The 25502-nt window shown below is 58.8% G+C and carries 26 protein-coding genes and 1 riboswitch; of the genes, 17 read left to right on the top strand and 9 right to left on the bottom strand.

The window, feature by feature from the left end; all coding sequences use genetic code 11:
• Positions 1–39 precede the first annotated feature (39 nt).
• Positions 40–468 carry an FKBP-type peptidyl-prolyl cis-trans isomerase gene (locus ACR3EQ_RS10115; protein WP_170678317.1) on the top strand — a complete coding sequence of 143 codons (429 nt, stop codon included), beginning with the start codon at positions 40–42 and terminating at the stop codon, positions 466–468.
• 21 nt (positions 469–489) lie between these two features.
• On the opposite strand, the gene ACR3EQ_RS10110 is transcribed toward ACR3EQ_RS10115, so the two are convergent.
• Genes ACR3EQ_RS10110 through fabA form a run of 4 tightly spaced genes read right to left on the bottom strand, consistent with a single transcriptional unit; the run spans position 490 to position 3325 of the window.
• Positions 490–681: a hypothetical protein gene (locus ACR3EQ_RS10110; protein ID WP_170613469.1), complete on the bottom strand. Its 192-nt coding sequence runs from the start codon at positions 679–681 to the stop codon at positions 490–492.
• Between the two features lie 59 nt (positions 682–740).
• Entirely contained in the window at positions 741–1532 is a 792-nt protein-coding gene (locus ACR3EQ_RS10105; protein WP_170613467.1) for an enoyl-ACP reductase FabI, read from the bottom strand.
• A gap of 5 nt (positions 1533–1537) precedes the next feature.
• The gene (gene fabB, locus ACR3EQ_RS10100) at positions 1538–2767 is read right to left on the bottom strand and encodes a beta-ketoacyl-ACP synthase I (protein ID WP_170678313.1); all 1230 of its coding nucleotides are present in this window, start codon (positions 2765–2767) and stop codon (positions 1538–1540) included.
• 48 nt (positions 2768–2815) lie between these two features.
• Positions 2816–3325 carry a bifunctional 3-hydroxydecanoyl-ACP dehydratase/trans-2-decenoyl-ACP isomerase gene (gene fabA, locus ACR3EQ_RS10095; protein WP_170613463.1) on the bottom strand — a complete coding sequence of 170 codons (510 nt, stop codon included), beginning with the start codon at positions 3323–3325 and terminating at the stop codon, positions 2816–2818.
• Between the two features lie 191 nt (positions 3326–3516).
• Here fabA and irrA point away from each other — a divergent pair, with 191 nt between their 5' ends.
• Positions 3517–3936 (top strand): iron response transcriptional regulator IrrA, encoded by a 420-nt coding sequence (gene irrA / locus ACR3EQ_RS10090; RefSeq protein WP_170619440.1) that lies wholly within the window; start codon positions 3517–3519, stop codon positions 3934–3936.
• Between the two features lie 6 nt (positions 3937–3942).
• Here the strand turns inward: irrA and ACR3EQ_RS10085 are convergent, their stop codons facing one another.
• The gene (locus ACR3EQ_RS10085; protein WP_170613459.1) at positions 3943–4833 is read right to left on the bottom strand and encodes a LysR family transcriptional regulator; all 891 of its coding nucleotides are present in this window, start codon (positions 4831–4833) and stop codon (positions 3943–3945) included.
• Positions 4834–4918: 85 nt separating this feature from the next.
• Between ACR3EQ_RS10085 and ACR3EQ_RS10080 the strand changes: the two genes are divergently transcribed.
• Positions 4919–5716: a phytanoyl-CoA dioxygenase family protein gene (locus tag ACR3EQ_RS10080; protein ID WP_170613457.1), complete on the top strand. Its 798-nt coding sequence runs from the start codon at positions 4919–4921 to the stop codon at positions 5714–5716.
• 68 nt (positions 5717–5784) lie between these two features.
• Here the strand turns inward: ACR3EQ_RS10080 and ACR3EQ_RS10075 are convergent, their stop codons facing one another.
• The gene (locus ACR3EQ_RS10075; RefSeq protein ID WP_480490532.1) at positions 5785–6648 is read right to left on the bottom strand and encodes a glycosyltransferase family protein; all 864 of its coding nucleotides are present in this window, start codon (positions 6646–6648) and stop codon (positions 5785–5787) included.
• A 120-nt stretch (positions 6649–6768) separates the two neighbouring features.
• Here ACR3EQ_RS10075 and miaB point away from each other — a divergent pair, with 120 nt between their 5' ends.
• The 8 genes from miaB (at position 6769) to trmB (ending at position 15277) form a co-directional block, all read left to right on the top strand.
• On the top strand, positions 6769–8088 hold the full coding sequence (gene miaB / locus ACR3EQ_RS10070; RefSeq protein WP_321254901.1) for a tRNA (N6-isopentenyl adenosine(37)-C2)-methylthiotransferase MiaB: 1320 nt from the start codon (positions 6769–6771) through the stop codon (positions 8086–8088).
• Positions 8089–8332: 244 nt separating this feature from the next.
• On the top strand, positions 8333–9034 hold the full coding sequence (locus tag ACR3EQ_RS10065; protein WP_480490530.1) for an outer membrane protein: 702 nt from the start codon (positions 8333–8335) through the stop codon (positions 9032–9034).
• A gap of 148 nt (positions 9035–9182) precedes the next feature.
• Positions 9183–10205 (top strand): PhoH family protein, encoded by a 1023-nt coding sequence (locus ACR3EQ_RS10060; protein ID WP_170619426.1) that lies wholly within the window; start codon positions 9183–9185, stop codon positions 10203–10205.
• Positions 10206–10241: 36 nt separating this feature from the next.
• Complete coding sequence (ybeY, locus tag ACR3EQ_RS10055) at positions 10242–10736, top strand: rRNA maturation RNase YbeY (protein ID WP_170678303.1); 495 nt, start codon at positions 10242–10244, stop codon at positions 10734–10736.
• Positions 10737–10771: 35 nt separating this feature from the next.
• The gene (locus tag ACR3EQ_RS10050; RefSeq protein ID WP_170613450.1) at positions 10772–11659 is read left to right on the top strand and encodes a hemolysin family protein; all 888 of its coding nucleotides are present in this window, start codon (positions 10772–10774) and stop codon (positions 11657–11659) included.
• Positions 11656–13161, top strand: a complete 1506-nt coding sequence (gene lnt, locus ACR3EQ_RS10045) for an apolipoprotein N-acyltransferase (RefSeq protein WP_480490527.1) — start codon at positions 11656–11658, stop codon at positions 13159–13161. Before ACR3EQ_RS10050 ends, lnt begins: the two co-directional genes overlap by 4 nt.
• Positions 13162–13203: 42 nt before the next feature.
• A riboswitch (SAM-SAH riboswitch) is annotated at positions 13204–13252 on the top strand.
• Between the two features lie 5 nt (positions 13253–13257).
• Complete coding sequence (gene metK, locus ACR3EQ_RS10040) at positions 13258–14439, top strand: methionine adenosyltransferase (protein WP_170613445.1); 1182 nt, start codon at positions 13258–13260, stop codon at positions 14437–14439.
• A 130-nt stretch (positions 14440–14569) separates the two neighbouring features.
• The gene (gene trmB / locus ACR3EQ_RS10035) at positions 14570–15277 is read left to right on the top strand and encodes a tRNA (guanine(46)-N(7))-methyltransferase TrmB (protein WP_170613443.1); all 708 of its coding nucleotides are present in this window, start codon (positions 14570–14572) and stop codon (positions 15275–15277) included.
• 3 nt (positions 15278–15280) lie between these two features.
• On the opposite strand, the gene ACR3EQ_RS10030 is transcribed toward trmB, so the two are convergent.
• On the bottom strand, positions 15281–16090 hold the full coding sequence (locus ACR3EQ_RS10030) for a hypothetical protein (RefSeq protein ID WP_170613441.1): 810 nt from the start codon (positions 16088–16090) through the stop codon (positions 15281–15283).
• A 178-nt stretch (positions 16091–16268) separates the two neighbouring features.
• On the opposite strand from ACR3EQ_RS10030, the gene aroA reads away from it, so the two are divergent.
• Both aroA and cmk read left to right on the top strand, forming a co-directional pair.
• Entirely contained in the window at positions 16269–17615 is a 1347-nt protein-coding gene (gene aroA, locus ACR3EQ_RS10025; protein ID WP_170619425.1) for a 3-phosphoshikimate 1-carboxyvinyltransferase, read from the top strand.
• Positions 17612–18229 (top strand): (d)CMP kinase, encoded by a 618-nt coding sequence (gene cmk / locus ACR3EQ_RS10020; RefSeq protein ID WP_170613437.1) that lies wholly within the window; start codon positions 17612–17614, stop codon positions 18227–18229. The genes aroA and cmk overlap by 4 nt, the downstream gene beginning before the upstream one ends.
• 17 nt (positions 18230–18246) lie before the next feature.
• Here the strand turns inward: cmk and ACR3EQ_RS10015 are convergent, their stop codons facing one another.
• Entirely contained in the window at positions 18247–18726 is a 480-nt protein-coding gene (locus ACR3EQ_RS10015) for a YHS domain-containing (seleno)protein (RefSeq protein WP_170613436.1), read from the bottom strand.
• A 216-nt stretch (positions 18727–18942) separates the two neighbouring features.
• Between ACR3EQ_RS10015 and ACR3EQ_RS10010 the strand changes: the two genes are divergently transcribed.
• Both ACR3EQ_RS10010 and ACR3EQ_RS10005 read left to right on the top strand, forming a co-directional pair.
• Positions 18943–19467, top strand: coding sequence for a hypothetical protein (locus ACR3EQ_RS10010; RefSeq protein WP_170613433.1), 525 nt, complete (start codon positions 18943–18945; stop codon positions 19465–19467).
• Positions 19468–19780: 313 nt separating this feature from the next.
• Positions 19781–21466 (top strand): tryptophan halogenase family protein, encoded by a 1686-nt coding sequence (locus ACR3EQ_RS10005; protein ID WP_170613431.1) that lies wholly within the window; start codon positions 19781–19783, stop codon positions 21464–21466.
• Positions 21467–21600: 134 nt separating this feature from the next.
• Here the strand turns inward: ACR3EQ_RS10005 and ACR3EQ_RS10000 are convergent, their stop codons facing one another.
• Complete coding sequence (locus ACR3EQ_RS10000) at positions 21601–23079, bottom strand: sulfatase-like hydrolase/transferase (RefSeq protein WP_480490524.1); 1479 nt, start codon at positions 23077–23079, stop codon at positions 21601–21603.
• A 160-nt stretch (positions 23080–23239) separates the two neighbouring features.
• Between ACR3EQ_RS10000 and ACR3EQ_RS09995 the strand changes: the two genes are divergently transcribed.
• Both ACR3EQ_RS09995 and rpsA read left to right on the top strand, forming a co-directional pair.
• A complete protein-coding gene (locus tag ACR3EQ_RS09995; protein WP_480440703.1) occupies positions 23240–23566 on the top strand; it encodes a DUF6525 family protein in 327 nt (108 codons plus the stop codon).
• A 244-nt stretch (positions 23567–23810) separates the two neighbouring features.
• Positions 23811–25487 (top strand): 30S ribosomal protein S1, encoded by a 1677-nt coding sequence (rpsA, locus tag ACR3EQ_RS09990; protein WP_170613425.1) that lies wholly within the window; start codon positions 23811–23813, stop codon positions 25485–25487.
• The last annotated feature ends 15 nt before the right edge of the window (positions 25488–25502 follow it).

Below are 25502 nucleotides of genomic sequence, written 5' to 3'. Positions count from 1 at the left end.
AGGTTGACCGGTTCATTCCTTACCCGGTCGGAGTTCAATATGACTGAAATCAAACAAGGCGACACAGTGCGCATCCATTATACCGGCACCTTGCTGGACGGATCCGTCTTCGACAGTTCCGAGGGGCGCGATCCGCTGGAGTTCGTCGTTGGCTCGGGCCAGATCATTCCCGGCCTCGACACGGCCATGCCGGGTCTGGCGGCAGGCGACAAAAAACGGGTCGAAATCGCCTGTGTGGAAGCCTATGGGCCGATCAACCCGGCGATGCGTCAGGCCATCCCGCGCGAAGGCATCCCGGATGATATTCCGCTGGAACCTGGTACTCAGCTGCAGATGCAGACACCTGACGGGCAAGCTTTACCTGTTACCGTTGTCGATGCGGACGAGGCCACAGTTACCCTTGACGGGAACCATCCCCTGGCGGGACAAGACCTGATCTTTGAGATTGAGGTGGTTTCGGTAAACTGACCGGAAAAGGCGAAAAGACCGTCAGCCTGCAATCATGCCGATAAGGCGATCCACAGCTTCACGCACCGGTGGCTGAGTCAAAAAGACAAACAGCACCAGAAGGGATGTCAGCGTCAGTAACATGACACGACCCCGATTGGTCAGGAGTCCCGACTTGCGCCGGACCTGAGGTCCGCGCGCGTTGTTTGCAATGATCTGGTCTAGCTTGCTCATAAGCCAATCCCTGCCGCCGAAAGATGGTCAAATCTAGGCGTCGGCAGGGAAAGATATGGTCACATCGCCTCGGGCTGCGGCATTCCAAGGATATGGAAACCGCCATCAACACGGATGATTTCGCCTGATGTGCAGGACCCGGCGTCCGACGCCAGATAGACCGCAGTGCCGCCCACAGCCTCAAGCGTCGCGTTCGATCGCATCGGCGCGTTTTGATCGCAGAACTTGTAGGTCTTGCGAGCGCCGCCAATTGCGGCCCCGGCCAGCGTTTTCATCGGCCCGGGAGAGATTGCGTTGACGCGAATACCGTCGGGGCCGAGATCGTTGGCCAGGTAGCGGGTCGCCGATTCCAGTGCCGCCTTGGCCACACCCATTACGTTGTAGTTGGGAACAACCTTGTTGGACCCCTGATAGGTCAGGGTCAGCAAGGTGCCACCATTGTCCTTCATAAGCGGATATGCCCGGCGCGCGACCTCGATAAATGAATAGGCCGAGACATCCAGCGAGTGTTTGAAGTTCGCGCGGGTCGTGTTCAGAAACCGGCCGGTCAGTTCGTTCTTGTCGGAATAGGCGATGGCGTGCACGACGAAATCGATGGTCGGCCACCGCTCGCCAAGTTCGCCAAAAGCGCGGTCCAGCGAGGCGTCGTCGGTGACGTCCGCATCTACCATGAAATCGCTGCCGAGGCTTTGTGCCAGCGGCTCCAGACGCTTTCCGAACGCCTCACCTTGATAGGTGAACGCCAGTTCGGCACCGGCCTCATGCATCGCCTTGGCAATGCCCCACGCAATCGAGCGGTCATTCGCCACGCCCATGATCAGGCCGCGTTTGCCTTTGAGAAGATCCGACATAATAGTCACCCGTTATACCTGGACAGGATCATGGAGCCGTTGGTGCCACCAAAGCCGAAGCTGTTGGTCATCACGCTGTCCAGGCCTGCGTTTTCAACCACCTGAGTTGCAATTTCACCGGGCAGGATGCCGTCGGAAAGTGTGTCGACATTGATCGACGGAGTAATGAAGTCATTGTCCAGCATCAAAAGGCAGAAAATCGCCTCAAGCGCGCCGGCTGCGCCTTGCGCATGGCCCGTCATCGATTTGGTCGACGAAATCGGCGGTACGCTGCCCTCACCGAAGATACGGCGAACGGCCTCAACCTCGCCCACATCGCCGACCGGGGTCGAGGTGCCGTGGGCGTTGATGTAATCGACCTTACGGCCTTCGGGCAGGGTGGACAGGGCCAGGCGCATCGCACGCTCGCCGCCTTCACCGGACGGTGCAACCATGTCATGTCCGTCGGATGTCGCGGCATAACCCGTGACCTCGGCATAGATCTTCGCGCCGCGTGCCAGTGCATGTTCCAGGTCTTCCAGAACGACGATGCCGCCGCCGCCGGAAATCACGAAACCGTCACGGTTCTGATCGAATGCACGCGAGGCTTTTTCGGGGGTGTCGTTGTATTTGGAGGACATCGCACCCATCGCGTCGAACAGACAGGACAGGGTCCAGTCCAGTTCCTCGCCGCCGCCTGCAAACATCACATCCTGCTTGCCCAGCATGATCTGTTCCGCCGCGTTGCCGATACAATGCAGCGACGTCGAGCAGGCCGACGTGATGGAATAGTTGATACCCTTGATCTTGAACGCTGTCGCAAGGTTCGCCGAAATTGTCGAGCACATGCATTTCGGCACCGCAAAGGGGCCGATCCGCTTTGTGGCACCGTTTTTCAGCACAGTCTGATGCGCTGTCAGCATGGCGCTGGTCGATGGTCCACCGGAGCCGGCGACAAGACCCGTGCGCGGGTTGACGACCTGGTCTTCGGTCAGGCCGGCGTCTTCAATCGCCTGGCTCATGGCGATGTGCGCGTATGCGGCACCAGGGCCCATGAAACGAAGGGTGCGCTTGTCCACATGCTCGGCCACGTCGATCTTGAGCGTTCCGGCGATCTGGCTGCGAAATCCGTGTTCGACCATCTGTTCGTTGGCTTCGATCCCGGATTTACCTGCCTTGAGCGAGGCGAGAACCTCTTCGGCATTGTTGCCGATCGAGGAAACGACCCCCAGACCGGTGACGACGACGCGACGCATAAGCGTACTCCTGTATTCCGTTCCTTGTTACCAGTCCGTCAGCCGGGTTCAGCTTTCGGACAGCGCAACTTTCATGTCCTTGACCTGATAAATCACTTCGCCGTCGGCTTCGACCCGGCCATCCGCCACACCCATGGTCAGACGGCGGGTTTGTACGGCTTTGGTGAAATCCACATAATATGTCAGCATCTTGCGGTCGGGGCGCACCATTCCGGTCAGCTTGACCTCACCCACGCCCAATGCGTATCCGCGACCCTGCCAGCCGCGCCAGCCCAAATTGAAGCCGGTCAGCTGCCATAGCCCGTCCAGACCCAGGCAGCCTGGCATGATCGGGTTGCCGGGGAAATGGCAGTCAAAGAACCACAGGTCAGGATTGATGTCGAATTCTGCCACCACATGGCCTTTGCCATGTGCGCCGCCATCGCCGGAAATGTCGGTGATCCGGTCCATCATCAGCATCGGTGGGGCAGGTAATTGCGCGTTCCCGGGGCCGAATAATTCGCCACGGGCGCATTTCAGCAGATCATCCTTGTCAAAACTGCTCGGGAATTGGGCCATTCTGCCGCCTCTCCTGCCAGGGGTCCGTTCGTTATATCTGGCCTCGTCTAGCACCCGTTTGCAAGGGCCTGCAAGAGTTGTGGTCCATATCATGTCGCGCTCAGCCCATTCTTTGCGAATGAATTTCATTTGAAATTGTGGGGGCGAAGCACTTATATGTAAGTCAGCCAGAATTGCGGGTATCGGAAATCATGACACCTCAAAGCCAGAACAGAGCCACGACTTGGCTTGTAGACGCCGGATTGCGCCCGACGCGCCAGCGTGTTGCTTTGGCTGAACTGCTTGTCGGCGACGGAAAACACCGTCACGTCACCGCCGAAAGCCTGTTTGATGCGGCGAAGAAAAATGGCGACGCCGTATCGCTGGCGACCGTGTACAACACGCTGCGCGCCTTTTGCGACGCCGGTGTTCTGCAGGAAATCACCGTGGACGGGTCAAAAAGCTATTTTGACACCAACACGCACGACCACCCGCACTTCTTCTGGGAAGACGAAGGCCGGCTGAGCGATGCGCCCTCGGATCAGTTGGTGATCCAGCGTCTTCCCGAAGCGCCTGAAGGGGTCGAGATCGCGTCGGTCGACGTTGTTATCCGCCTTCGCAAAACACAGTAACACCTCTCAACCGCCGAGTTCAGTCAGAGCCTGTTCCGCCTTTTGAACATTGCTGTCCGCCGGACCGATTCCGTGACGTGCCAGAACCACGGGTTCTGCCGCTTCCGGGTTGGATATCGGCTTGCTGGTCAGCGGTCGCCCGTCATAGCTGAAATGGCTGTGCGGGATGGCGTAGCTGATTGCGATTCCCTCGCCGTGGGCGGCAAGGCTGCGCTGGATTTCCAGCGAGGCCGCGCGGTGCGCGACGGTGGGCGACAACCCGTTTTGCCGGAACAGGCCCAGAACATGCTGCGCCGACAAACCCTCCTGAGACAGGATTAGGGGGTGCGATTCCAATTCCTTCAGTGAAATTGTGTCGTTGCCCGTCAGAATATGCTCGGGCGGCATCACCGCGTGGGGGATGTTGTCGAACAGGATGCGCCGCGAGAAACCGGCATCCATGCTCAGCCCATAGGTCAGAGCAATGTCAATGCGCCCATCTATCATTCCCGAAATCAGTCCCTCGAATCCGTCCACCTGATAAGTGATCGCGACGTCAGGCAGGGCATTCCGAAGAAGGTGCAAAGCCGGAGCCATCAGGAAAGGGGCCAGGTCCACGAAACACCCGATCCGCAGCGTCGCCGCGCCGGTGTTGGTCTGGTCCGACGATTCCAGCCGCGCGGCACGGTCCAGCAGCGCCTCAGCCTCGCCGATAAACCGGCGGCCCTGTGGCGTGACGGCCATCGCGGCGCCTCGCTTGCGGGCAAAAAGCGGATACCCCAATTGCGACTCGACCCGCGTCAGAGCGGTGGACAGCGCGGGTTGCGAGACATTGAGCTGCTGAGCCGCCGCAGACAGGCTGCCGTAGCGGCCGATTGCGCAGATATATTCATAATGTCGGAGCGTAACGTATAACATACCCTTAATTCTAAGTTCGAAAGATATTATTTGAACAGAATTAATTTTCATGTGCAGATCGGGCAGGGAACGCACGGAGACCGAGATGACACACCCCCTTGTTACACAGGAAATGATTGACACCTTTCAGGAAGACGGCGTGGTCCTGATCAAAGGCCTATTTGCCGATCACGTAGAGGCTCTGCGCGACGGGGTGGCAGCAAACATGGCCAAGCCTGGACCGTATGCGTCCGACAACCATAAACGGGGCGAGACCGGACTGTTTTTTGACGATTACTGCAACTGGTCGCGAATCGGACAGTTTGAAGACGTGATCCGCAACTCGCCGGCTGCCGAGGTGGCTGCAGACTTGATGCAGTCGCGCAGTGTTCAGATGTTTCATGATCACGTGCTGGTCAAGGAACCAGGCACCTCGATGGCGACCCCATGGCACCAGGATGGTCCCTATTACTTTGTTGATGGCCAGCAAACGATCAGCTTCTGGTCGCCACTTGATCCGGTCAAGCAGGCAACCTTGCGCTGCGTTGCCGGGTCGCACCGGTGGGAAAAAGAAGTCCTGCCGACACGATGGGTTTCCGAGGAAGGGTTCTTTGCGGATGAAGGCCAGTACATCCCCGTGCCCGATCCGGATGCCGAAGGCATGCGGATCGTCGAGTTCGAGATGGAGCCGGGAGATGCGGTCGCCTTCAATTACCGCACACTGCATGGAGCGCGGGGCAATCAGTCGGACAGCCGCCGCCGGGCGTTTTCGTTGCGGCTGGTCGGTGACGACGCACGCTATGTCGAGCGCCCGGGCCGGACTTCGCCCCCGTTTCCGGGGCATGACATGCAGCCGGGGCAACGTCTGCGCGAAGACTGGTTTCCGGTCTTGTTGCAGCGGTAGGGGACTCTGCCCCCATCGCCACAATGCCGCGCTTCCACTGCGGCATTTTCAAACAGACGAAAAGCTTGTCAGAACCATTGTCCCGATTCCATCAGGCCCAGATCGAGCAATTGCTGCGAGGTCCATTCAAACGGCACTGAATTCTGCCAGCGGAAGGTCGGGATATCGAATGTGGAACCGGCATTGCTTTTAAGGGCCTTGGCGGCGCGGAAGGAACAAATCGCGGCCGTCAGGTTATGATGCCAGGGGCACGAATACGTGTTGTATTCCGCCTCGTTAAAGCTGTGGTCCGGCAGAAGCGTCAGGGTCTTTTTCGCCATGAACAAGGAAATCCTGTCAATGCGGCGGCGTTCGTAGGGGATGTGATCCTCGAACCGCCACCGCAGGCCACCTGACATGTCCAGTTGGCGTTCAAGCGGATGTCCGTCAGCATCGTGGCGGGCGTGCGCGTAGTATCCGGTTCGGTCCAGCATGGCGTGATCGGGGGCGACACCGTTGGGATATACGGTCAGGTCCTCGGCATAAAGGTCGATCACGTGGCACAGCATCGCATTGCGGCGCTCTTCGGTGTGGAACGTCAGCATTTCGCCGATGCTTCGGGTCTCGCAAAACGGAAAGAACAGGTACTCGGCGTTGTAGCAGTAGTACAGCCACAACCCCGGCGCGGCCTGGATGATCCGATTGAGGGCGTCAAAGACAACGGTTCTTGGCGCGCAGGTCTGATCTACCCGGTGAATGCGTTCGGACAGTTCCGGGTCCAGTTGAAACTCCGGCGGCATCAAAGCGATCAGGGATTTGAAGCCAAGGTTCAGATGGTGGCGGATGGTTCCGTCAAGTTCGACGTCGTCCTCGGCGATGATCAGGGCAATGGGTCCCTTGGCGAGGGCGGCGCTGCCGGACTGCATAAAAGTGTCGAGGGTCTTGTAGTGCATCGCCTGTCTTGATCCGCCGTGCTGGAATTGCCGGCCAAAATCGGTTAATCGCGTCGGCATTGCAAGCGGCGTTCTATGGGTATAGACGACGCCGATCCCGCGAATGCAAAGGCCGTTTTCATGTCAGAACCCAAGAAGCTGTACATCAAGACCTATGGTTGCCAGATGAACGTCTACGACAGCGAGCGTATGGCCGAAACTCTGGGCGGGAAGGGCTATGTCGAAACCAAAAGTCCGGATGACGCGGATATGATCCTGCTGAACACCTGCCATATCCGGGAAAAAGCCGCCGAAAAGGTCTATTCCGAATTGGGCCGGTTCAAGGGGTTGAAGGCCGAAAAACCCGATCTCAAGATTGGCGTTGCGGGCTGTGTGGCCCAGGCCGAGGGTGAAGAGATCATGCGCCGCCAGCCTCTGGTCGATCTGGTTGTGGGGCCGCAAAGCTATCACCGCCTGCCCGAGATGGAGGCGAAGACCCGCGCGGGCGAAAAGGCGTTGGATACGGATTTTCCGGAAGAGGACAAGTTCGAGAAGCTCAAGAACCGTCCAAAGGCCAGCCGTGGGCCAACTGCATTTCTGACCGTTCAGGAAGGTTGTGACAAGTTCTGTGCCTTCTGCGTTGTTCCCTACACGCGGGGGGCCGAAGTCAGCCGGCCTGCGGACCGTATCATCCGCGAGGCGCAGGATCTGGTTGACCGCGGCGTGCGCGAAATCACCCTGCTGGGACAGAACGTCAATGCCTATCACGGTGCGGGCCCGAACGGGGATGTGTCGCTTGCCGACCTGATCTGGGAGTTGAACAAGGTCGACGGGCTGGAGCGTATTCGCTTTACCACATCGCACCCCAATGACATGGCGGATGACCTGATCGAGGCGCATGGAACCTGCGAAAAACTGATGCCGTATCTGCACCTGCCAGTGCAGTCGGGATCGGACAGGATCCTCAAGCGCATGAACCGCAGCCATACCGCCGAAAGCTATCTGCGCCTGATCGAACGTATCCGCGCTGCGCGGCCGGATATCGTCATGTCCGGCGATTTCATCGTGGGCTTTCCGGAGGAAACCGAACAGGATTTCCAGGAGACCATAGAACTGGTCGAGCAGGTCCGGTATGGATATGCCTATTCTTTCAAGTATTCGACGCGCCCCGGCACACCGGCCGCCGAGCGGCAACAGGTCGACCCGCAAGCGGCGGATGATCGTCTGCAGCGTCTGCAGGCGCTGATCACCCGCCATCAGCGCGAGATCCAGGATGACATGGTCGGCAGAAAAGTACGGGTTTTGTTTGAAAAACCAGGGCGTTTGCCGGGCCAGATGGTCGGAAAATCCGAGTATCTGCATTCGGTTCACGTTACGGGCACCGATATTATGGCGGGCGATCTGAGGGACGTGCTGATCACCGAATCCGGTGCAAACTCGCTTGCGGGCGAAGTGATCTGAGGTTGTTGTTATCCATGGCGCAGACACCATAACTGGTGTTTGTTTCCAAAATTTACCCTTGATTTATCGTTGCGAACTATGGTCGAGGAAACCCAGTCTTTCCTTGGGGCGGTTCCCACGCGCCTTTTTGGAGCGGATATGCGTTGGTCCGATGGTCCGTTCGGCGCAAAGGAGGGTACGAGGGAAAAAGCGAGCACATTCGGTTTCACCCAGGTTTTGGGCAGCATTGCCTTTGGCCCTTTTGATGGTGTTTCAAGCCGGTTCCAGCCCCGCCAGCGATCGCAACGGCGATGTTGCTGATGCTGAAGTGATCAGCGCAAAACGGTACGGCGATGATGTCAGCGCGTTCTACCTCGGGCTCAGTGCCGGATACGGGGGCGAGGGGGATGACAGGTTTGGCCTCAGAACTCCTGCCGGCACCACGACTGTCGGCGATCTCACCCTGAGCGGTTCTTATGGCGGAATTCGAGGCGGGTGGCGCGGCAGCCTGCCTATCAGCGGCCGGCGCAACTATGTCTACGGGTTAGAGCTCGGGTACGATTTCGGATCATTGGAAGACAGTGTTTCCACTCAAGTTGGGTCCGTTGCCGTCACGGGCAGCTCCGAAATTTCCGATATCCTGTCAGTCCGGTTTCGTAATGGCGTGACAAACCGGGGCGGAAATATTCTGTATTTCGTGTCACTCGGGTACGTGCAGGGCGATGTGACCACCTCCAACAGCTTTGGCCCCGTATCCCGCATTCAGTCCTTTGAGGAAAGCGACCAGCGCGGCGGGTTCTCGGTCAGTGTCGGGGCAGAGCACTTCCTGTCCGATAACTGGTCGATTACCGGTGAATATGAATTTGTTCAGTTCCAGTCGAAAGACGTGACGTTCGACTCGGGCTTTTCCACAAAATCCACGCCCAAGTACCAGGGGCTTCGGTTCGGTCTGAATTACCGGTTCTGAGGGCGCATTCCACCAAACGCGACCCAAGGCGCAAGGGGACGGTCGGCGGCGCTTTTGCAATGCGTCGGGGAAAATTTGAAACTCTGTCTTGCGCCCGACAAGAATTGTTGTCTACGCTGATTTTGAAACGCCAAGACAGGAGAACGGATTGGCCATCGGTGCCCTGACCCCACCGCAAAATGACATGCCCCGTAACGAGGCGCTTGTTGAATTTCCCGACAACCGACTGTTGATTGATCTATGCGGCGAATATGACCGCAATCTGGCCGATATCGAACAGAAGCTTTCTGTTCAGATCGTGCGCCGGGGAAATCAATTGGTCGTAATGGGCGATGAAGATGCGCAAAAGCAAGCCCTGGAGGTGCTGCAGGCCCTGTACACCCGGCTGGAAGGCGGGCGCGAGGTCATGCCGGCCGATGTCGACAGGGAACTGCGGATGGGCAATTCCGAGGCCGAGACCGGAACGCGCGACGGCGATCAGCTTGAAATGTTCAAAGGCGGCACTGTCGAGATCAAGACGCGCAAAAAGCTGGTCGAACCGCGCACTGATGCCCAAAAAGCCTATGTCCGCTCGTTGTTCAACAACGAATTGGCCTTTGGAATCGGGCCTGCGGGAACCGGCAAGACATACCTTGCTGTCGCCGCCGGGGTGTCGATGTTCATCGGCGGGCAGGTCGACCGGATCATCCTCAGCCGACCCGCAGTCGAGGCCGGTGAAAAGCTGGGCTATCTGCCGGGCGACATGAAGGACAAGGTAGATCCTTACATGCAGCCTCTGTACGACGCGCTGAATGATTTCCTGCCCGGCAAGCAACTGGCCAAGCTGATCGAGGAAAAGCGAATCGAAATCGCGCCGCTGGCGTTCATGCGGGGTCGCACATTGGCCAATGCCTTTGTGGTGCTGGACGAGGCGCAAAACGCGACCACCATGCAGATGAAGATGTTTTTGACCCGACTGGGCGAAGGCAGCCGCATGGTCATCACCGGGGACCGGTCTCAGGTGGACCTGCCGCGCGGTGTTCAGTCGGGTTTGCGGGATGCGGAACGGCTGCTCAAGTCGATTCCCAACATCAGTTTCAACTATTTCACTTCCAAGGACGTTGTCCGCCACCCGCTTGTCGCCGCCATCATCGAAGCGTATGAGGCCGACGCGGGCCGGGACACAGAGTGACCAAGGCGCCCGCTGCACAGGCATTGGGTGAAAGGCATGAACCTGGAAATAACGGTCGAAGACGCACGCTGGTCAGGGCTGGAGCCTTTGGCCCAAAGGGCGATCATTGGTGCTCTGACCCATTGCGGGCTTGAGTCCGATGAGTGTGAAATCAGCCTGCTGGGATGTGATGACGCCCGAATTGCCGATCTGAATTCGGAATTTCGGGGAAAGCCGGTGCCGACAAACGTGCTGAGCTGGCCCGCCGAGGATCTTTCACCGGCGGACCCAGGCGGAATCCCCGCACAACCAAGTCCGGACTTCACGGGTGAGATCGTGCTGGGGGATATCGCCATAGCCTTCGAGACCTGCGAGCGCGAGGCCGCAGAGGCGGGCAAATCCATGGGCGATCACGTGACACATCTGATCGTTCACGGTGTGTTGCATTTGCTGGGGTATGATCACATTCGTGACCCTGACGCCACTTTGATGGAGGCGGTCGAGGTCGAGATACTTGGCAAAATGGGTATTGATGACCCATATAATGTATGAATGGGGCCTCGGGCCCGCACAGTTGGAACAGGATAATGGGCGATACAGACGGCAGTTCTATGGCGGCGCAAAGCGCGCAACCAGAGGATGGCAACATTGAAAGTAAAGATAAATCCGGACTTTTTTCCCGGATCGTGGATGCATTTACATCGCAGAGTGACGACACCGCTAGCGTGGCCAACGGACATGACACCGACATGATTCAGCCCCGCGGCATGATCAACCTTCGCCGTATGCGGGTCGAGGATGTTGCAATCCCGTCTGCGGATATCGTCGCGGTCCCGTCAACGATCAGCAAGGATGAACTGGCGCAGCTGTTTCGTGACAGCGGATTGTCACGGATACCGGTTTACGACGGGACCCTGGACACGCCCTTGGGGTTTGTGCACCTCAAGGATTTTGCTCTGACCCACGGGTTCAACGGCGGGTCGGCTGAATTTGACCTTGTGTCGATGCTGCGCACGCTTCTTTTTGTGCCGCCATCGATGCCGATCGGGGTTCTGCTGACAAAGATGCAGACGGAGCGCCGCCATATGGCGCTGGTGATCGACGAATACGGTGGGGTTGATGGCCTGCTGACCATCGAAGACCTGATCGAACAGGTTGTGGGTGAGATCGCCGACGAACATGATGCCGATGAAAGTCAGTTGTGGGTTCAGGAGAAGCCCGGGTGCTATGTCGTTCAGGCGAAGGTCCCGCTTGAGGATTTCGAGGCCGAAATCGGACGTTCGCTGACCAGCCACGAAGATGTCGATGAAGAAGAGATCGATACGCTGGGTGGTCTGGTCTTCATGTTGTCCGGGCGCGTCCCGACCAGGGGAGAGGTCGTACTGCACCCCGAAGGCCCCGAATTCGAAGTCATCGACGCCGATCCCCGGCGCATCAAGCGATTGCGTGTCATGTTGCCGGATCAGGTTGCATGAACCCTGCCAAAGGCTGGCCCTTCCTTTTGAGGGTGGCGCTGGCCGGGTTGCTTGGGGCGCTGGCCGCGTTTGGCCTGGCGCCGTTCGGATATTGGTTGGCAACTCTGGTTGCCCTGATATTGATCGCGCTTTTGTTTCTGACAACAGAAACAAAGGCGCGCGCCTGTTGGATGGGATGGGCCTTTGGCACCGGCTATTTCGCGCACGCGCTGTCCTGGATTGTCGAGCCGTTTCAGGTTGACGCCGCGCGCCACGCCTGGATGGCGCCCTTTGCGCTGGTATTCCTGGCCGGCGGGCTGGCGTTGTTCTGGGCTTTGGCGTTTCGTGTCTCGCGGCACCCCGGCGCTCCGGCGATTTTGCAGGCGTGTTTGCTGGCGACCGCAATTTCATTGGTGGAACTGGCACGCGGATATGTGCTCACAGGTTTTCCCTGGGCAGGGCTGGCGCAGATATGGGTCGGTACACCTGTGGCGCAACTGCTGTCGCTGATCGGGCCTTACGGCTTGGGCGCGATGACTCTTTTTGCCACCCTGCCTTTGGGCGCGGGCCTGACCAAGCGCGAAGACACTCGGGACCCGGCAGTGCCAATTGCGATGACGGCTGGGCTTGCGATTCTGGCCGGGGTATATGCGCTCAGCAGGCCCAATGTGACTGACACCGATCACGTCGTGCGTTTGGTGCAGCCCAATGCACCGCAACACCAGAAATGGGATCCGGATTTCACGCCGCTGTTTTTTGCGCGGCAGGTAGAATTTACTGCCGCTGAACCGCGCCCCGATCTGATTGTCTGGCCCGAAACATCCGTACCGGCGTGGCTGAGCGGGGCGCAACCTTATCTGAACGCCGTCGCAGATGCCGCCCAGGGTGTCCCGGTTGTTCTGGGTATCCAGCGCAGTGATGGCGCCCGTATCTACAATTCCATGATCTTGCTGGATCAGGATGGCCAGCAGCAGGGGCTGTATGACAAGCATCACCTTGCGCCATTCGGGGAATATGTGCCTTTCGGGAATCTGATGGCTCGTTTCGGAATTCACGGCATGGCCACGACTACGGGCAACGGTTTCAGTTCCGGACCCGGGCCAGCCCTGTTGGATACGGGCATGCTCGGCCGGGCGTTGCCGCTTATCTGTTACGAGGCGGTGTTTACTCAGGACGTCCTGTCGGCCCCGGGGCGCGCGGATTACCTGCTGCAAATCACCAACGACGCGTGGTTCGGAACACGATCCGGCCCTTACCAGCATCTGGCGCAGGCCCAGATGCGCGCGATTGAGACGGGCCTGCCGATGATGCGGTCAGCCAACACCGGAGTATCGGCCATGATTGACCCGCTGGGACGCATCACAAGCGCATTGCCCCTGGGGAAGGCAGGCTACGTGGATGCACGGCTACCGGCCCCCCTGACGGAAACTTTTTATTCGCGCATTGGGGATAGTCCGGTGCTTTTGGCTTTATTGGCCATGTTTTCGGTGTCCTGGCTGCTTGCCAGGCGGGCCGGATCATAAATGCGGATTGACCCTTCTGGCCGGGCGATTTATGCATCCTGATGCCTGTCACAACGGCTTCCTGGCGTGATGGGGAAATCTTAATGGAGCACTTTCATGTCCCGACAAAACTATACCTTTACTTCGGAGTCTGTTTCCGAAGGGCACCCGGACAAGGTCTGCGACCGCATCTCCGATGCTGTGCTTGATGCATTTCTGAACGAAGAACCCGAAGCGCGTGTCGCCTGCGAGACATTCGCGACGACCAATCGAGTTGTAATCGGAGGCGAGGTCGGTCTTTCAGATCAGGACCGTTTGCACGAATATATGGGCCGTATCGACGAGATCGCGCGCGCCTGCGTAAAGGATATCGGGTACGAGCAGGACAAGTTTCACCACGAAACGGTCGAAGTCACCAACCTGCTGCACGAACAATCCGCGCATATCGCGCAAGGCGTGGATGCGTCGGGCAACAAGGATGAAGGCGCCGGTGATCAGGGGATCATGTTCGGTTATGCCACCACGGAAACGCCTGCGCTGATGCCTGCACCGATCCAGTACTCGCACGCGATCCTGCGTCGTCTTGCGGAGGTTCGCAAAAATGGCACCGAGCCTGCGCTTGGGCCGGATGCAAAATCACAACTGTCGGTGATTTATCGCGACGGCCAGCCGGTCGGCGTCAGTTCCATCGTATTGTCGACACAGCACCTGGACGAGGCGCTGTCTTCGAACGACATCCGCGCCATTGTCGAACCTTACATCCGGGAAACCCTGCCCGAAGGCTGGTTGTCGGCTGACACAGAATGGCACGTTAACCCCACGGGTAAATTCGTCATTGGCGGACCGGACGGTGATGCGGGGCTGACGGGTCGCAAGATTATTGTGGACACCTATGGCGGCGCCGCGCCGCATGGGGGCGGGGCGTTTTCGGGCAAGGATCCGACCAAGGTCGACCGCTCGGCAGCCTATGCCGCGCGCTATCTGGCCAAAAACGTCGTTGCCGCCGGAATGGCCGAGCGCTGCACAATCCAGTTGAGCTATGCGATCGGTGTTTCAAAACCCCTGTCTATCTATGCCGATACTCACGGCACTGGCGAGATCGAGGATGCAGCGATAGAAAATGCCGTCGGGCAGGTCATGGACCTGACGCCACGCGGTATCCGGACGCATCTGGAACTGAACAAACCGATCTACCAACGCACCGCAGCCTACGGCCATTTCGGGCGCGAGCCGGAGGCGGATGGCGGTTTCAGTTGGGAGCGCACCGACTTGGTGGATGCGCTGAAAGCCGCGGTCTGACCGGAAATTAACGGGGGACGCGCCCATCAGGGCGCGTTCTTTTTTGTTTGAAGACACCTCGGGGGTGTAGGGTCTGGCCTTCGCCCTCTGACCCTTGCAATGCCCGGGCGCGGGCAGTATGGGCACCGCCATGAGCACCGAGACCCCGCAACGCCCGCGCAGAAACTTCTATGGCCGCTTCAAGGGCAAGACCCTGAAGCCCAGCCAAAAGACCTATCTGAATGAAGACCTCGCAGCATTGTCACCTGGTGCGGTTGACTGGGACACCAACCCCGAACGGAACCCTCTGGACTTGCAGGCGCTGTTTGGCGGCCGGGACGTCTGGCTTGAAGTCGGGTTTGGCGGCGGTGAACACCTGGTTCATCAGGCCCAAAACAACCCCGGTGTCGGCATCATCGGGGCCGAGCCCTACATTAACGGCGTTGCCATGCTGCTGGGGAAAATTCGCCGGGCCGAGGTTGAGAATCTCGCCATCCATCCCGGCGATGCGCGTGATTTGTTCGACGTGCTGCCCGAGGCAAGCATCTCGCGCGCCTTTCTGCTTTACCCGGACCCGTGGCCGAAAACCCGGCACCACCGCCGCCGCTTCGTCACGCCTGAACATCTGGAACCCTTGGCGCGCACCCTCAAGCCGGGGTCGATTTTTCGCGTGGCGACCGACATTCCGGACTTTGTGCGGCAGACACTCGAGGAAGTTCCGCGCGCCGGTTTCGAATGGTTGGCGGAACGCCCGCAGGACTGGCGTACGCCATGGGACGACTGGATTTCCACCCGGTATGAACAAAAAGCCCTGCGGGAGGGGCGTACACCGCATTACCTGACGTTCCGCAAAACCTGAGCGCTAAGGCGCGGGGTCCCGCAGGTTGGGAAAGGCCCTGCCTTTGGCAAACCACGCCAGCCCGAACGCCCAAAGCGCGATGGTTTCCACAAAGAAGGTCAGATTGTGGGACTTCCACCCTCTCTGGGCGCCTTCGCCGGAAAACGCGATAATTCCCAGCACCAGAACACACAGCAGGATCGTGATGCCGCACAACGTATACAACGTGTTGCGCCGTCTTTTTGTCTCGATCAATTGACCGTTTTTGATGTGACGCTCGGGAACCACGCGGCGCAGAACAAACAGACAATAAAGGCCCAGATAGATAAACAAGATACCGGCAGACCAGGCATGCAAATGCGGGGCACCGGAAAACAGCGTGAAAAATGCTTCGGGATCGGGGTCAGACAAGACCGGTGGCGGTGTTTGGTTCACATCGGCAAAAATACGCGACTGGAAGCTGACCGGTTCTTCGCAGCCAGACCCGCTTGTCGGGAATACCGCAACAAAGCAGGCACCTAATCCGGCAATAAAGGACCCAAGATCCTCAAGCCAGTGGTCACCGGTATAAGCGATCAGAAAACCACCGATGAATATCAGTAATCCGACAAAAATCGCCCCCAGAAACTGGGCGTAATAAAAGTGGCTGATGCTGTCACGAAAACAGCTGCCGCCAAATATTGCGCCACTGGCAAGAATTATTGGCAGGCCGAAGGCGACCAACCCGACCAGAAAGGCCAGGCGCATCTGCAGAACACTGTCAGTCTTCAAGGGGTCTTCGGGCTGAAAGTAGGTTTCGGTTCCCTTGGAAAGCATGGATCGAAGCTGTGACATGATTAGACCTCGGAGTGATTTGTGTGAATCAAAACGAATGCGTCCTAAATGTCGCCACAATAGCCTGAAACTTGCTGATGCCCCAAATTCTGTTCAATCTTGCGGTCGCATTGCCGCTGGACCAACCGGCCCCAATTCGCTAATCGGCTTGAGCACTGATAGCGCAAAAGGAGACCCCATGTCCGGACACGGAACGCCCATCCCGATGACGTCGCATCCCTGCGGCCCGCTGACCGGCACGGCAGAGGTGCCCGGCGACAAGTCGATCTCGCATCGGTCGCTGATTCTGGGCGCGATGGCGGTTGGCGAAACAAGAATTTCGGGTTTGCTGGAGGGCGAGGATGTTCTGGACACCGCCAAGGCCATGCGGGCCTTTGGGGCCGAAGTCACGGATCACGGCGGCGGCGAATGGACCGTGCATGGCGTCGGGGTTGGCGGCTTTGCCGAGCCCGATCAGGTTATCGACTGCGGCAACTCGGGCACCGGAGTGCGCCTGATCATGGGGGCGATGGCGACGTCGCCTATCACCGCGACCTTTACCGGCGACGCCAGCCTGAACAAGCGTCCCATGGCGCGGGTCACCGATCCGCTGGCGCTGTTTGGCACGCAATCTGTCGGTCGTTCCGGCGGGCGTCTGCCGATGACAATCGTGGGCGCGGCCGAGCCAGTGCCGGTTCGCTACGAAGTTCCCGTCCCCTCGGCTCAGGTCAAGTCGGCCGTCCTGCTGGCCGGTCTGAACGCACCGGGCAAGACCGTGGTGATCGAAAAAGAAGCCACCCGCGACCATTCCGAACGGATGCTGGCCGGTTTCGGAGCGGAGATTACGGTTGAGGACACGGACGAGGGTCGCGTGATCACGCTGACCGGTCGCCCCGAGTTGAAGCCGCAGGTTATTGCCGTTCCGCGGGATCCGTCCAGCGCGGCCTTCCCGGTTTGCGCGGCGCTGATCACGCCCGGTTCTGACGTACTGGTTCCGGGTATCGGTCTGAACCCGACCCGTGCGGGGCTGTTCACGACTTTGCGCGAGATGGGCGCAGACCTGACATATGAGAATGAGCGCGAAGAGGGCGGCGAACCAGTCGCCGATCTGCGCGCCAAATATTCACCCAACATGAAGGGCATCAACGTGCCACCGGAACGCGCGGCCTCGATGATCGACGAATACCCGGTGCTGTCTGTGGTAGCGGCCAATGCCACCGGCACCATGATGATGGGCGGCGTCAAGGAACTGCGCGTCAAGGAAAGCGATCGCATCGACGCCATGGCGCGCGGGCTGCGCGCCAATGGCGTGACAGTGGACGAGGGCGACGACTGGTGGTCGGTCGAGGGCCTCGGCATCGGTAACGTCCCAGGCGGCGGCACATGTGAGAGCTTTCTCGACCACCGCATTGCCATGTCCTTTATGGTCATGGGCATGGGTGCGAAATCTCCGGTATCTGTCGATGACGGCGGCCCAATCGCGACCTCATTCCCGATTTTCGAACCACTTATGGCGGCCTTGGGGGCGAAGGTCGAGCGTACATGAGTTTTACGGTCGCCATAGACGGTCCTGCGGCGGCGGGTAAGGGCACGATTTCCAAAGGTGTCGCTGAACATTTTGGCTTTGCGCATCTGGACACGGGGCTGCTGTATCGTGCCGTGGGCAGGCACACGCTGGTTGGTGTGGACCCGGTTGCGGCGGCGCTTGCGTTGACCGCTGAAGAACTGGCTCAGGGTGATCTGCGAACGGCCGAGATTGCACAGGCGGCCTCGAAAGTTGCGGTGATCCCCGAAGTGCGCGCCGCGTTGGTGGATTTCCAGCGCACCTTTGCCCGCCGGGCGGGAGGGGCCGTGCTGGACGGCCGCGATATCGGAACCGTGATATGTCCGGCGGCGGAAGTGAAACTGTTCGTCACCGCCAGTGCCGAGGTGCGAGCAGAGCGTCGCTATCTTGAACTCAGCGCAAAAGGGGCTGATGTCACACGCGATCAGGTCCTGGCGGATGTACGGGAGCGTGACGCGCGGGATGCGGAACGCAGCGCGGCGCCGATGAGGCCCGCAGATGACGCGGTTCTGCTCGATACCTCTGATCTGAGTATCGAAGCTGCATTGGAACAGGCCATAGAGGTCATCAAACAAAGGCGACCCGCGACACCGTAGTGCCGCGGGCTGCCTGATTACAGTTCGCCGACGGCGATGCTTTTGATGCTTGCCCACTGGTCGTCAGCTGTTTTTGCCGTGGCGGTGACGTCCTTCAGGAACGCAGCGCGGGTATCGGCGTTCAGGAACAGGTACAGTTTTCCATCAGCCACCAGATACTGATCCGGGTCGCCGTCGAACTTCTTGCCCACGGACACGCCATACGAGCAGAATCCGCCATGCTGCGGAAGATAGGCGGCCGGGTTGGCCTCGAACGCTTCGCGGTTCGCGGCGCTGGTGAAGTAGTACGACGCTCCGTCGTAGGTGGCGGAATGGGTTGCAAAACCCTCTACCGGGTTGCCGTCATTGACCAGCGCGACCAGATCGACGCCATGGGCCGCCAAAGGTGCGCCCGCTGCCGAGATGCCGTTCGAAACGTTGATTTCATCGGCGGCAAAGGCCGGGGCAGCGATCAGCGGCAGGGTTGCGATCAGGGTGGTCAGGACCAGATTTTTCATTGCATTTCCTTTCGTGTTCAGGTTCGGGCTGGCTGGTGCGCCAACCGCTGAAACAAAGATAGGCGGCTGTTCTTGTACGAACTATCGCAGTAAGGCCGTCAGATTTTGCAGATCGTTCAAAGATAGGGCTTGCCGGGAATACTCTTCACCAAGCTTTGTTTGGCCAGTGAAAAGGTGGCTTTCTATTGTGAAGGAATAGCCTGCAGGAGAAGTGCCATGATCCGACTAGCCGTATTGCTGATTTTTCTGGCCGGAGGACTGGCGGCTCAGGACAGGCAGGCACCCGAGCCGGCAATGGATTACGAGCGTCTGGGCAAGATCATCTTTGCGATTGACCCAGAAGCGCAACCGCAGGGCCCCGGATTTCAGATGACGGTTGCGGATTATCCGATGTTGGTGGTGACAGACATTCATGCCGATCGGATGCGCGCCATGGTCCCGATCCGCAGTGCCGAGGGGCTGTCGGATGATGATCTGCGGCGCATGATGCAGGCCAATTTCGACAGTACGCTGGATGCGCGTTACGCGATCGCCAATGGCACTTTGTGGGCTGCGTTCATCCACCCGTTGTCTTCACTGAGAAAAGACCAGTTGATCTCGGGGCTGGCCCAGACTGTGAACATCGCCGCGACCTACGGCACCCTTTATACCGGTGGTGCGGCAGAGTTCGGAGGCGGCGACAGTACCGACCTGCAGCGCGCCCTGATCGAAGAGCTTTTGAAGAAGGGCGAGGAAATCTGATCCGCGCCCGAAATGGGTTTTTTCCTGATACTGCCCTGTTTCGCAGGGACCCACGTTCTGAAGACGATGTACAGCACCGTGGCGACTGGCGCGCCATGGTTTCATGTGGTGCCGGGAGCAAAACGATGAGTGTTTTCCGTTGCGATTTCGGACGCATGGACGGGTCTGAATGCCATATTTTCATAGGCTCTAGCTGAAAGCAGGAAAACTGCTATAGTTTCCCGCAGCGAAAAGGGAAGGCTGCCACACAAGCCCAAAAACAAAAAAGGGCAGGCAGCCAAAAAATCCCCCAAGCCAACAGGGACAGAAATACATGAATAATCGTTTAAGTAAAATCACCATCGTAGGTGGTGGTACGGCTGGTTGGATGACCGCCTTGATCCTGGAAATGGTGCTTTCACGCACGTCAGCACCCAAGGATCGCCCGCGTATCTGCCTGATCGAAAGCCCGAATATCGCCACCGTTGGTGTTGGCGAAGCCACGGTTCCGCGCATGCCCGTCACGCTCCGCCAGGCGGGCATTTCAGAGCGGGATTTTTTCCGCGAGACCAACGCATCGTTCAAGCTGGGTGTGAAATTCTGCAACTGGAACAAGGACACCAAGGGCAATCGCATCGACTACGTGAACCCTTTTGCCCATGGTCAGATGCTGGAGGGGTTGGAGGCCGCCGAATATTTCCTGCGCTTTGGCAATGGGGATCGGGACTTTACGCAATCAATCTCGCCACACGATGATCTGGCCCGATTGTGTAAAGGCGCACGGCAACTGGGTCAGCCGGAATTTGAGCAGCGCTTTGGCTATGCGTATCATCTGGATGCCGTAAAGTTCGCAGGCATGCTGACCAAGGTCTGCACCAAGCGTGGTGTGGAGCATATACAGGATGAAGTGCAGTCAGTAGAGCTGGATGAAAAGGGCAATGTCAGCCACCTGATGTTGGACCGCAAAGGCCGCCATGACGTCGAGATGGTCGTCGATTGTACCGGTTTTCGCGGGTTGATCATCAACAAGGCACTTGGCGAGCCGTTTATGGATTATTCGGATTATCTGCCAAACGACCGCGCCATGGCGTTGCAGATCGAGCATCCCAACCCGGAAAAGATCGAAAGCGTTACGCGGTCTACCGCACTGGGCGCAGGGTGGACATGGCGGGTGCCGCTTTATAACCGTGTGGGCACCGGTTATGTGTTCTCGTCGGCACACCGCACGGATGATCAGGCGGCGGATGAATACCTCGAATGGCTGGGGGACAGCGGCAAGGGGGCGACGCCACGTGTGATCCCGATGCGTATCGGTCGCGTCCGCAACGCCTGGGTCAAAAACTGTGTGGCGATCGGTCTTTCCGGTGGTTTTATTGAGCCATTGGAAAGTACCGCGATCCATATGATTGATCATGCAGTACGCTGGTTCGCCGAACACCTGCCCACACGCGACATGGAGCCGTCCTTGCGCGCCAGGTATAATCGGCAGATGGACAAGCTTTATGGCGAAGTTCTGGAATTCATCTGTCTGCATTACCAACTGGGCAACCGCACGGACGACCAATACTGGATCGATGCACGCACCGAGATGAAAGTACCGGATCGGTTGGCCGAAAACCTGAAATTGTGGCAGCACCGGCTTCCGATGCAGCACGATGTCGAGTTTGCAACGCTGTTTGACCACCGGGTCTATCAGACGGTTCTTTTGGGCAAGCAGGTCTATGATACGGGCTATGGTGAAGGCATCCGTGATCGGCTGCGACCGTTGAACCGACCGATTTGGTTCCAGTGGTGGAAGGGCGCGAAGGGGCACCTTGCACAGATCCTCAAAACGATGCCGGATCACAAAACGCTGCTGCGCGATATCCGGGGAGAACTGGAGAGACCAGCCTTTGGAAAGGCAGCTGCAGTGAAACCTACAGTGGCCATGCCGGGTGCGGTCCCTGCTCCGGCGGTGATCCACAACATGCCCAATTTTGCCGAAATCCAAAGCGGCGCGAAGGATTTGCAGCTGTTCTAAAATTCCCCGCCTCTCAGAAAGAGGGGTTGGAAGGACTTATGAGGGGCAGAGCTTCGAAACTCTGCCCCTGTTGCGTTCACTCGGGTGTTATGAGGACCGCCATTATCGGAGCCGCCGAGCGAAGTGATCTGACGCTATAGCGCGGATCCCTCGCGCATCTCGTCCTGTTCGGTCGGCGTCGGCGTATGGTTGAACACGAAGGCCGTGCGGCAAGCGTCTTCCCCTCCCAGCGCTTCGATCTTGCGGCGCTGGTCGGCAAAAGCGCGGGCGTTGATCTCCTCCGGATCGCAGATTTCGTGCAAGCGGCGCGCACCCTCAGCCAGCGCGGCGGCAACGTCGGGGTCGTTTACCCGATCCACCGCGCGGTTCACCAGTTCGTGCGGGTCGGTTTCCAGATCGAATAACTGCGGTGGTTGACCAACGTAGTGGACATATTTCCAGCGGCCCCAGCGCACCATGAAACTGCCGGTTTTTGAACCGCCATCATGGTACTCACTGAAACCGGTACGGTTCGGGTCGTCAGGCGCATTGGCGATGGTACGCAGCGACAGGCCGGGCTGGCCGGCGTTCCCTTCGTCATCGGCAACACCACAGACCTCGCGGGCGGTGGCGGCTATATCGGTCAGGTTTGTGCAGGTCGAAGCGGTGCGGCCTGCGGGAATACCGGGACCGGCAGCGATCATAGGCACACCGGCGCTGGCTTCGTACATGACCATCTTGGTCCAGAAACCCTGATCCCCCATCATGTCGCCATGGTCCGACACATATAGGATAACGGTATTGTCCAATTGTCCGCTGGAATCCAGCGCGGCAACCACGCGGCCGACGCAGTGATCCATGAACGAGGTCAGGCCGTAATAGGCAACCTTTGCTTCGCGCATCTTCTGTTCATCAAAATAGTCCTCGTAGTTGAAGAAGGCGGCGATATTGCGCAGCTCTTCATGGTCAGGCAGGCCTTCGCCGTAACCGACCGGCAGGTCCATGTCGGCGGGGTCGTAAAGGTTGTACCATTCCTCAGGGCAGGTCAGCGGGTAATGCGGGCTGACCAGCGAAACAAAGGCGGCCCAGGGCTGCTCGCGGCGCTTGGGATCCGCCAGCCAAGCCTCGGCGGCGTTTGTGACGCCCCTGTCGTATTCGGTATAGGTGCTGCTGCCGGCACCTACGTCGCCTGCCAGTTCAGCGGCTGAATCGTAAGGCGGTGGGTTTTCCCGTAGCAGACCGACGGGCCATCCGACGCCGCCGACCACGTGCATTGGAATGATTTCTTCCGAAAACCCGTTGTCATCGTCGGCCGACCGAAAATGAAGTTTGCCGATGGAAACCACTTCGCGCCCGGCGTCGCGCAGCTGCCGCATCCAGCTGCGGGGGTCTCCGGCGTAGGGCGAGGCGCTGTCCCAATTGCCGGTGCGGTGCACCCATTCACCTGTGGCCAGCGCTGCGCGGGTCGGGACACACATTGGCGACGGCGTGTAGGCGGCCCGGAACATCGTGCCCCGTGCGGCCAGCGCATCCAGATGCGGAGTTTTTACGATCGGGTGCCCTGCGCAACCCATGGCATCCTTGCGATGTTCGTCCGAAATGATGACAAGAAAATTCGTATTTTGCTGAGTCATGGGGTCCTCCGCCTCACTTCATACCGTCGGGTCGGGCCTGGTCGCAGGTTTGATTGCGACATTCCGGGAAAGTGATTTGGGGCCATTTGCGCAGTTGCGTCCTTCTGCACGAAATGTAATGTCATAACATATCGATTTGTTTTTAAGCAAAGGCGGAAATATGGGCGCGACTTCCTCTGGGGGTGTCAGCCGGGGCAGGCACAGGCGGCGAAATCAAAACACCAGTCTCCATCGCAGGATAAGAGGCGGTTCACCAATGCGGGCTTATGACGCGCTGCCGCCTGAATTGCGTCAGTGGCTTGCAGCCGCCTGCCTTCCGTGGAGCCCGGCTTCCGCAAAGCGGATCTGGATTCGTGCAGGCGGAACCCATAATCCGGAAGCGGCGAAAACCCGGCTGGATGCAATTGAAAGGGCAATGCTGAAGCGGGACGCCCGGATCTGGAAGCCAAAATTCGATCAGCCGGGGCGGCAGGATCGCGCCCAATAGGCCATTTACCTTGGAAATATGGGCTTTCCACTTGCGCCGGTCAGCAAATCCGCCTATACGCGCGCTGTCTGTACAAGGGCGGTCAACGTCCGGATGACGTATCTGAGCAGGGCCGGGTCACCTCGGCCCTTTGTGTTTGTGTAATCGGATGCGCCCCGGATCACGTCCGAAGACGTCATGAAACAAGACCGGCGGAGACAACCGCTCGGCCAGTAAAAACGTATGTAAAGGAAAACAACGCCACATGGCTAACGCATCCATGGAGGAATTCGAAGCCCTCCTTAATGAAAGCTTCGAAATGGACACACCCGAAGAGGGTTCTGTTGTCAAAGGCAAGATTCTGGCGATTGAAGCCGGTCAGGCCATCATCGACGTCGGCTACAAAATGGAAGGCCGCGTTGATCTGAAAGAATTCGCAAATCCCGGCGAAGCTCCTGAAATCGCTGTTGGTGACGAGGTCGAAGTATACCTGCGTGCCGCAGAAAACGCCCGTGGCGAAGCCGTCATCTCGCGCGAGATGGCCCGCCGTGAAGAGGCATGGGACCGTCTGGAAAAAGCATATGCAGACGACCAGCGCGTCGAAGGTGCAATCTTCGGTCGCGTCAAAGGTGGCTTCACCGTCGATCTGGGTGGCGCAGTTGCGTTCCTGCCCGGCTCGCAGGTTGACGTCCGCCCCGTGCGCGACGCTGGCCCGCTGATGGGTCTGAAGCAGCCGTTCCAGATTCTGAAAATGGACCGCCGCCGTGGCAACATCGTTGTTTCGCGCCGCGCTATCCTGGAAGAATCGCGTGCCGAACAGCGCGCCGAGGTTATCGGCAACCTGTCCGAAGGTCAGACCGTCGAGGGTGTCGTCAAGAACATCACCGAATACGGTGCATTTGTTGACCTGGGCGGCGTTGACGGCCTGCTGCACGTCACCGACATGGCATGGCGCCGTGTGAACCACCCGTCCGAGATCCTGACGATCGGCGAAACCATCAAGGTTCAGGTCATCAAGATCAACAAAGAGACCCACCGCATCAGCCTGGGCATGAAGCAGCTGCAGGAAGATCCGTGGGATCTGGTTGCTGCCAAGTACCCGCTGGGCTCGGTCCATCAGGGTCGCGTCACCAACATCACCGACTACGGCGCGTTCGTCGAGCTGGAAGCTGGTGTCGAAGGTCTGGTGCACGTGTCCGAGATGTCCTGGACCAAGAAAAACGTCCACCCCGGCAAGATCGTTTCGACCAGCCAGGAAGTCGACGTCATGGTTCTGGAAATCGACGGCGCCAAGCGTCGCGTGTCTCTGGGCCTGAAGCAGACTCAGCGCAACCCATGGGAAGTGTTTGCAGAAACACACCCCGAGGGCACCGAGGTCGAAGGCGAAGTCAAGAACATCACCGAATTCGGTCTGTTCATTGGCCTCGAAGGCGACATCGACGGCATGGTTCACCTCAGCGACCTGTCCTGGGACGAGCGTGGCGAGGATGCGATCCAGAACTACCGCAAAGGCGACATGGTTTCGGCCGTCGTTTCGGAAGTTGACGTGGAAAAAGAGCGTATCTCGCTGTCGATCAAAGCCCTGGGCGGTGACAAGTTCGCCGAAGCCGTGGGCGGTGTGAAGCGTGGCTCGGTCATCACCGTTGAAGTCACCGCGATCGAAGATGGCGGCATCGAGGTGGAATATGAGGGCATGAAGTCCTTCATCCGCCGTTCGGATCTGTCGCGTGACCGTGCCGAGCAGCGCCCCGAGCGTTTCTCGACCGGTGACAAGGTCGACGTCCGCGTCACCAACGTCGACAGCAAGACTCGCCGTCTGGGCCTGTCGATCAAAGCACGCGAGATTGCCGAAGAGAAAGAGGCCGTGGAACAGTACGGTTCCTCCGACTCGGGCGCATCGCTGGGCGATATCCTGGGTGCGGCGCTGAAATCCGGCGACTAAACCTCAGGCTGTTCG

This window comes from Ruegeria sp. AN11 (genome assembly GCF_056536005.1).
This window is presented reverse-complemented; position numbering and strand designations above follow the sequence as displayed.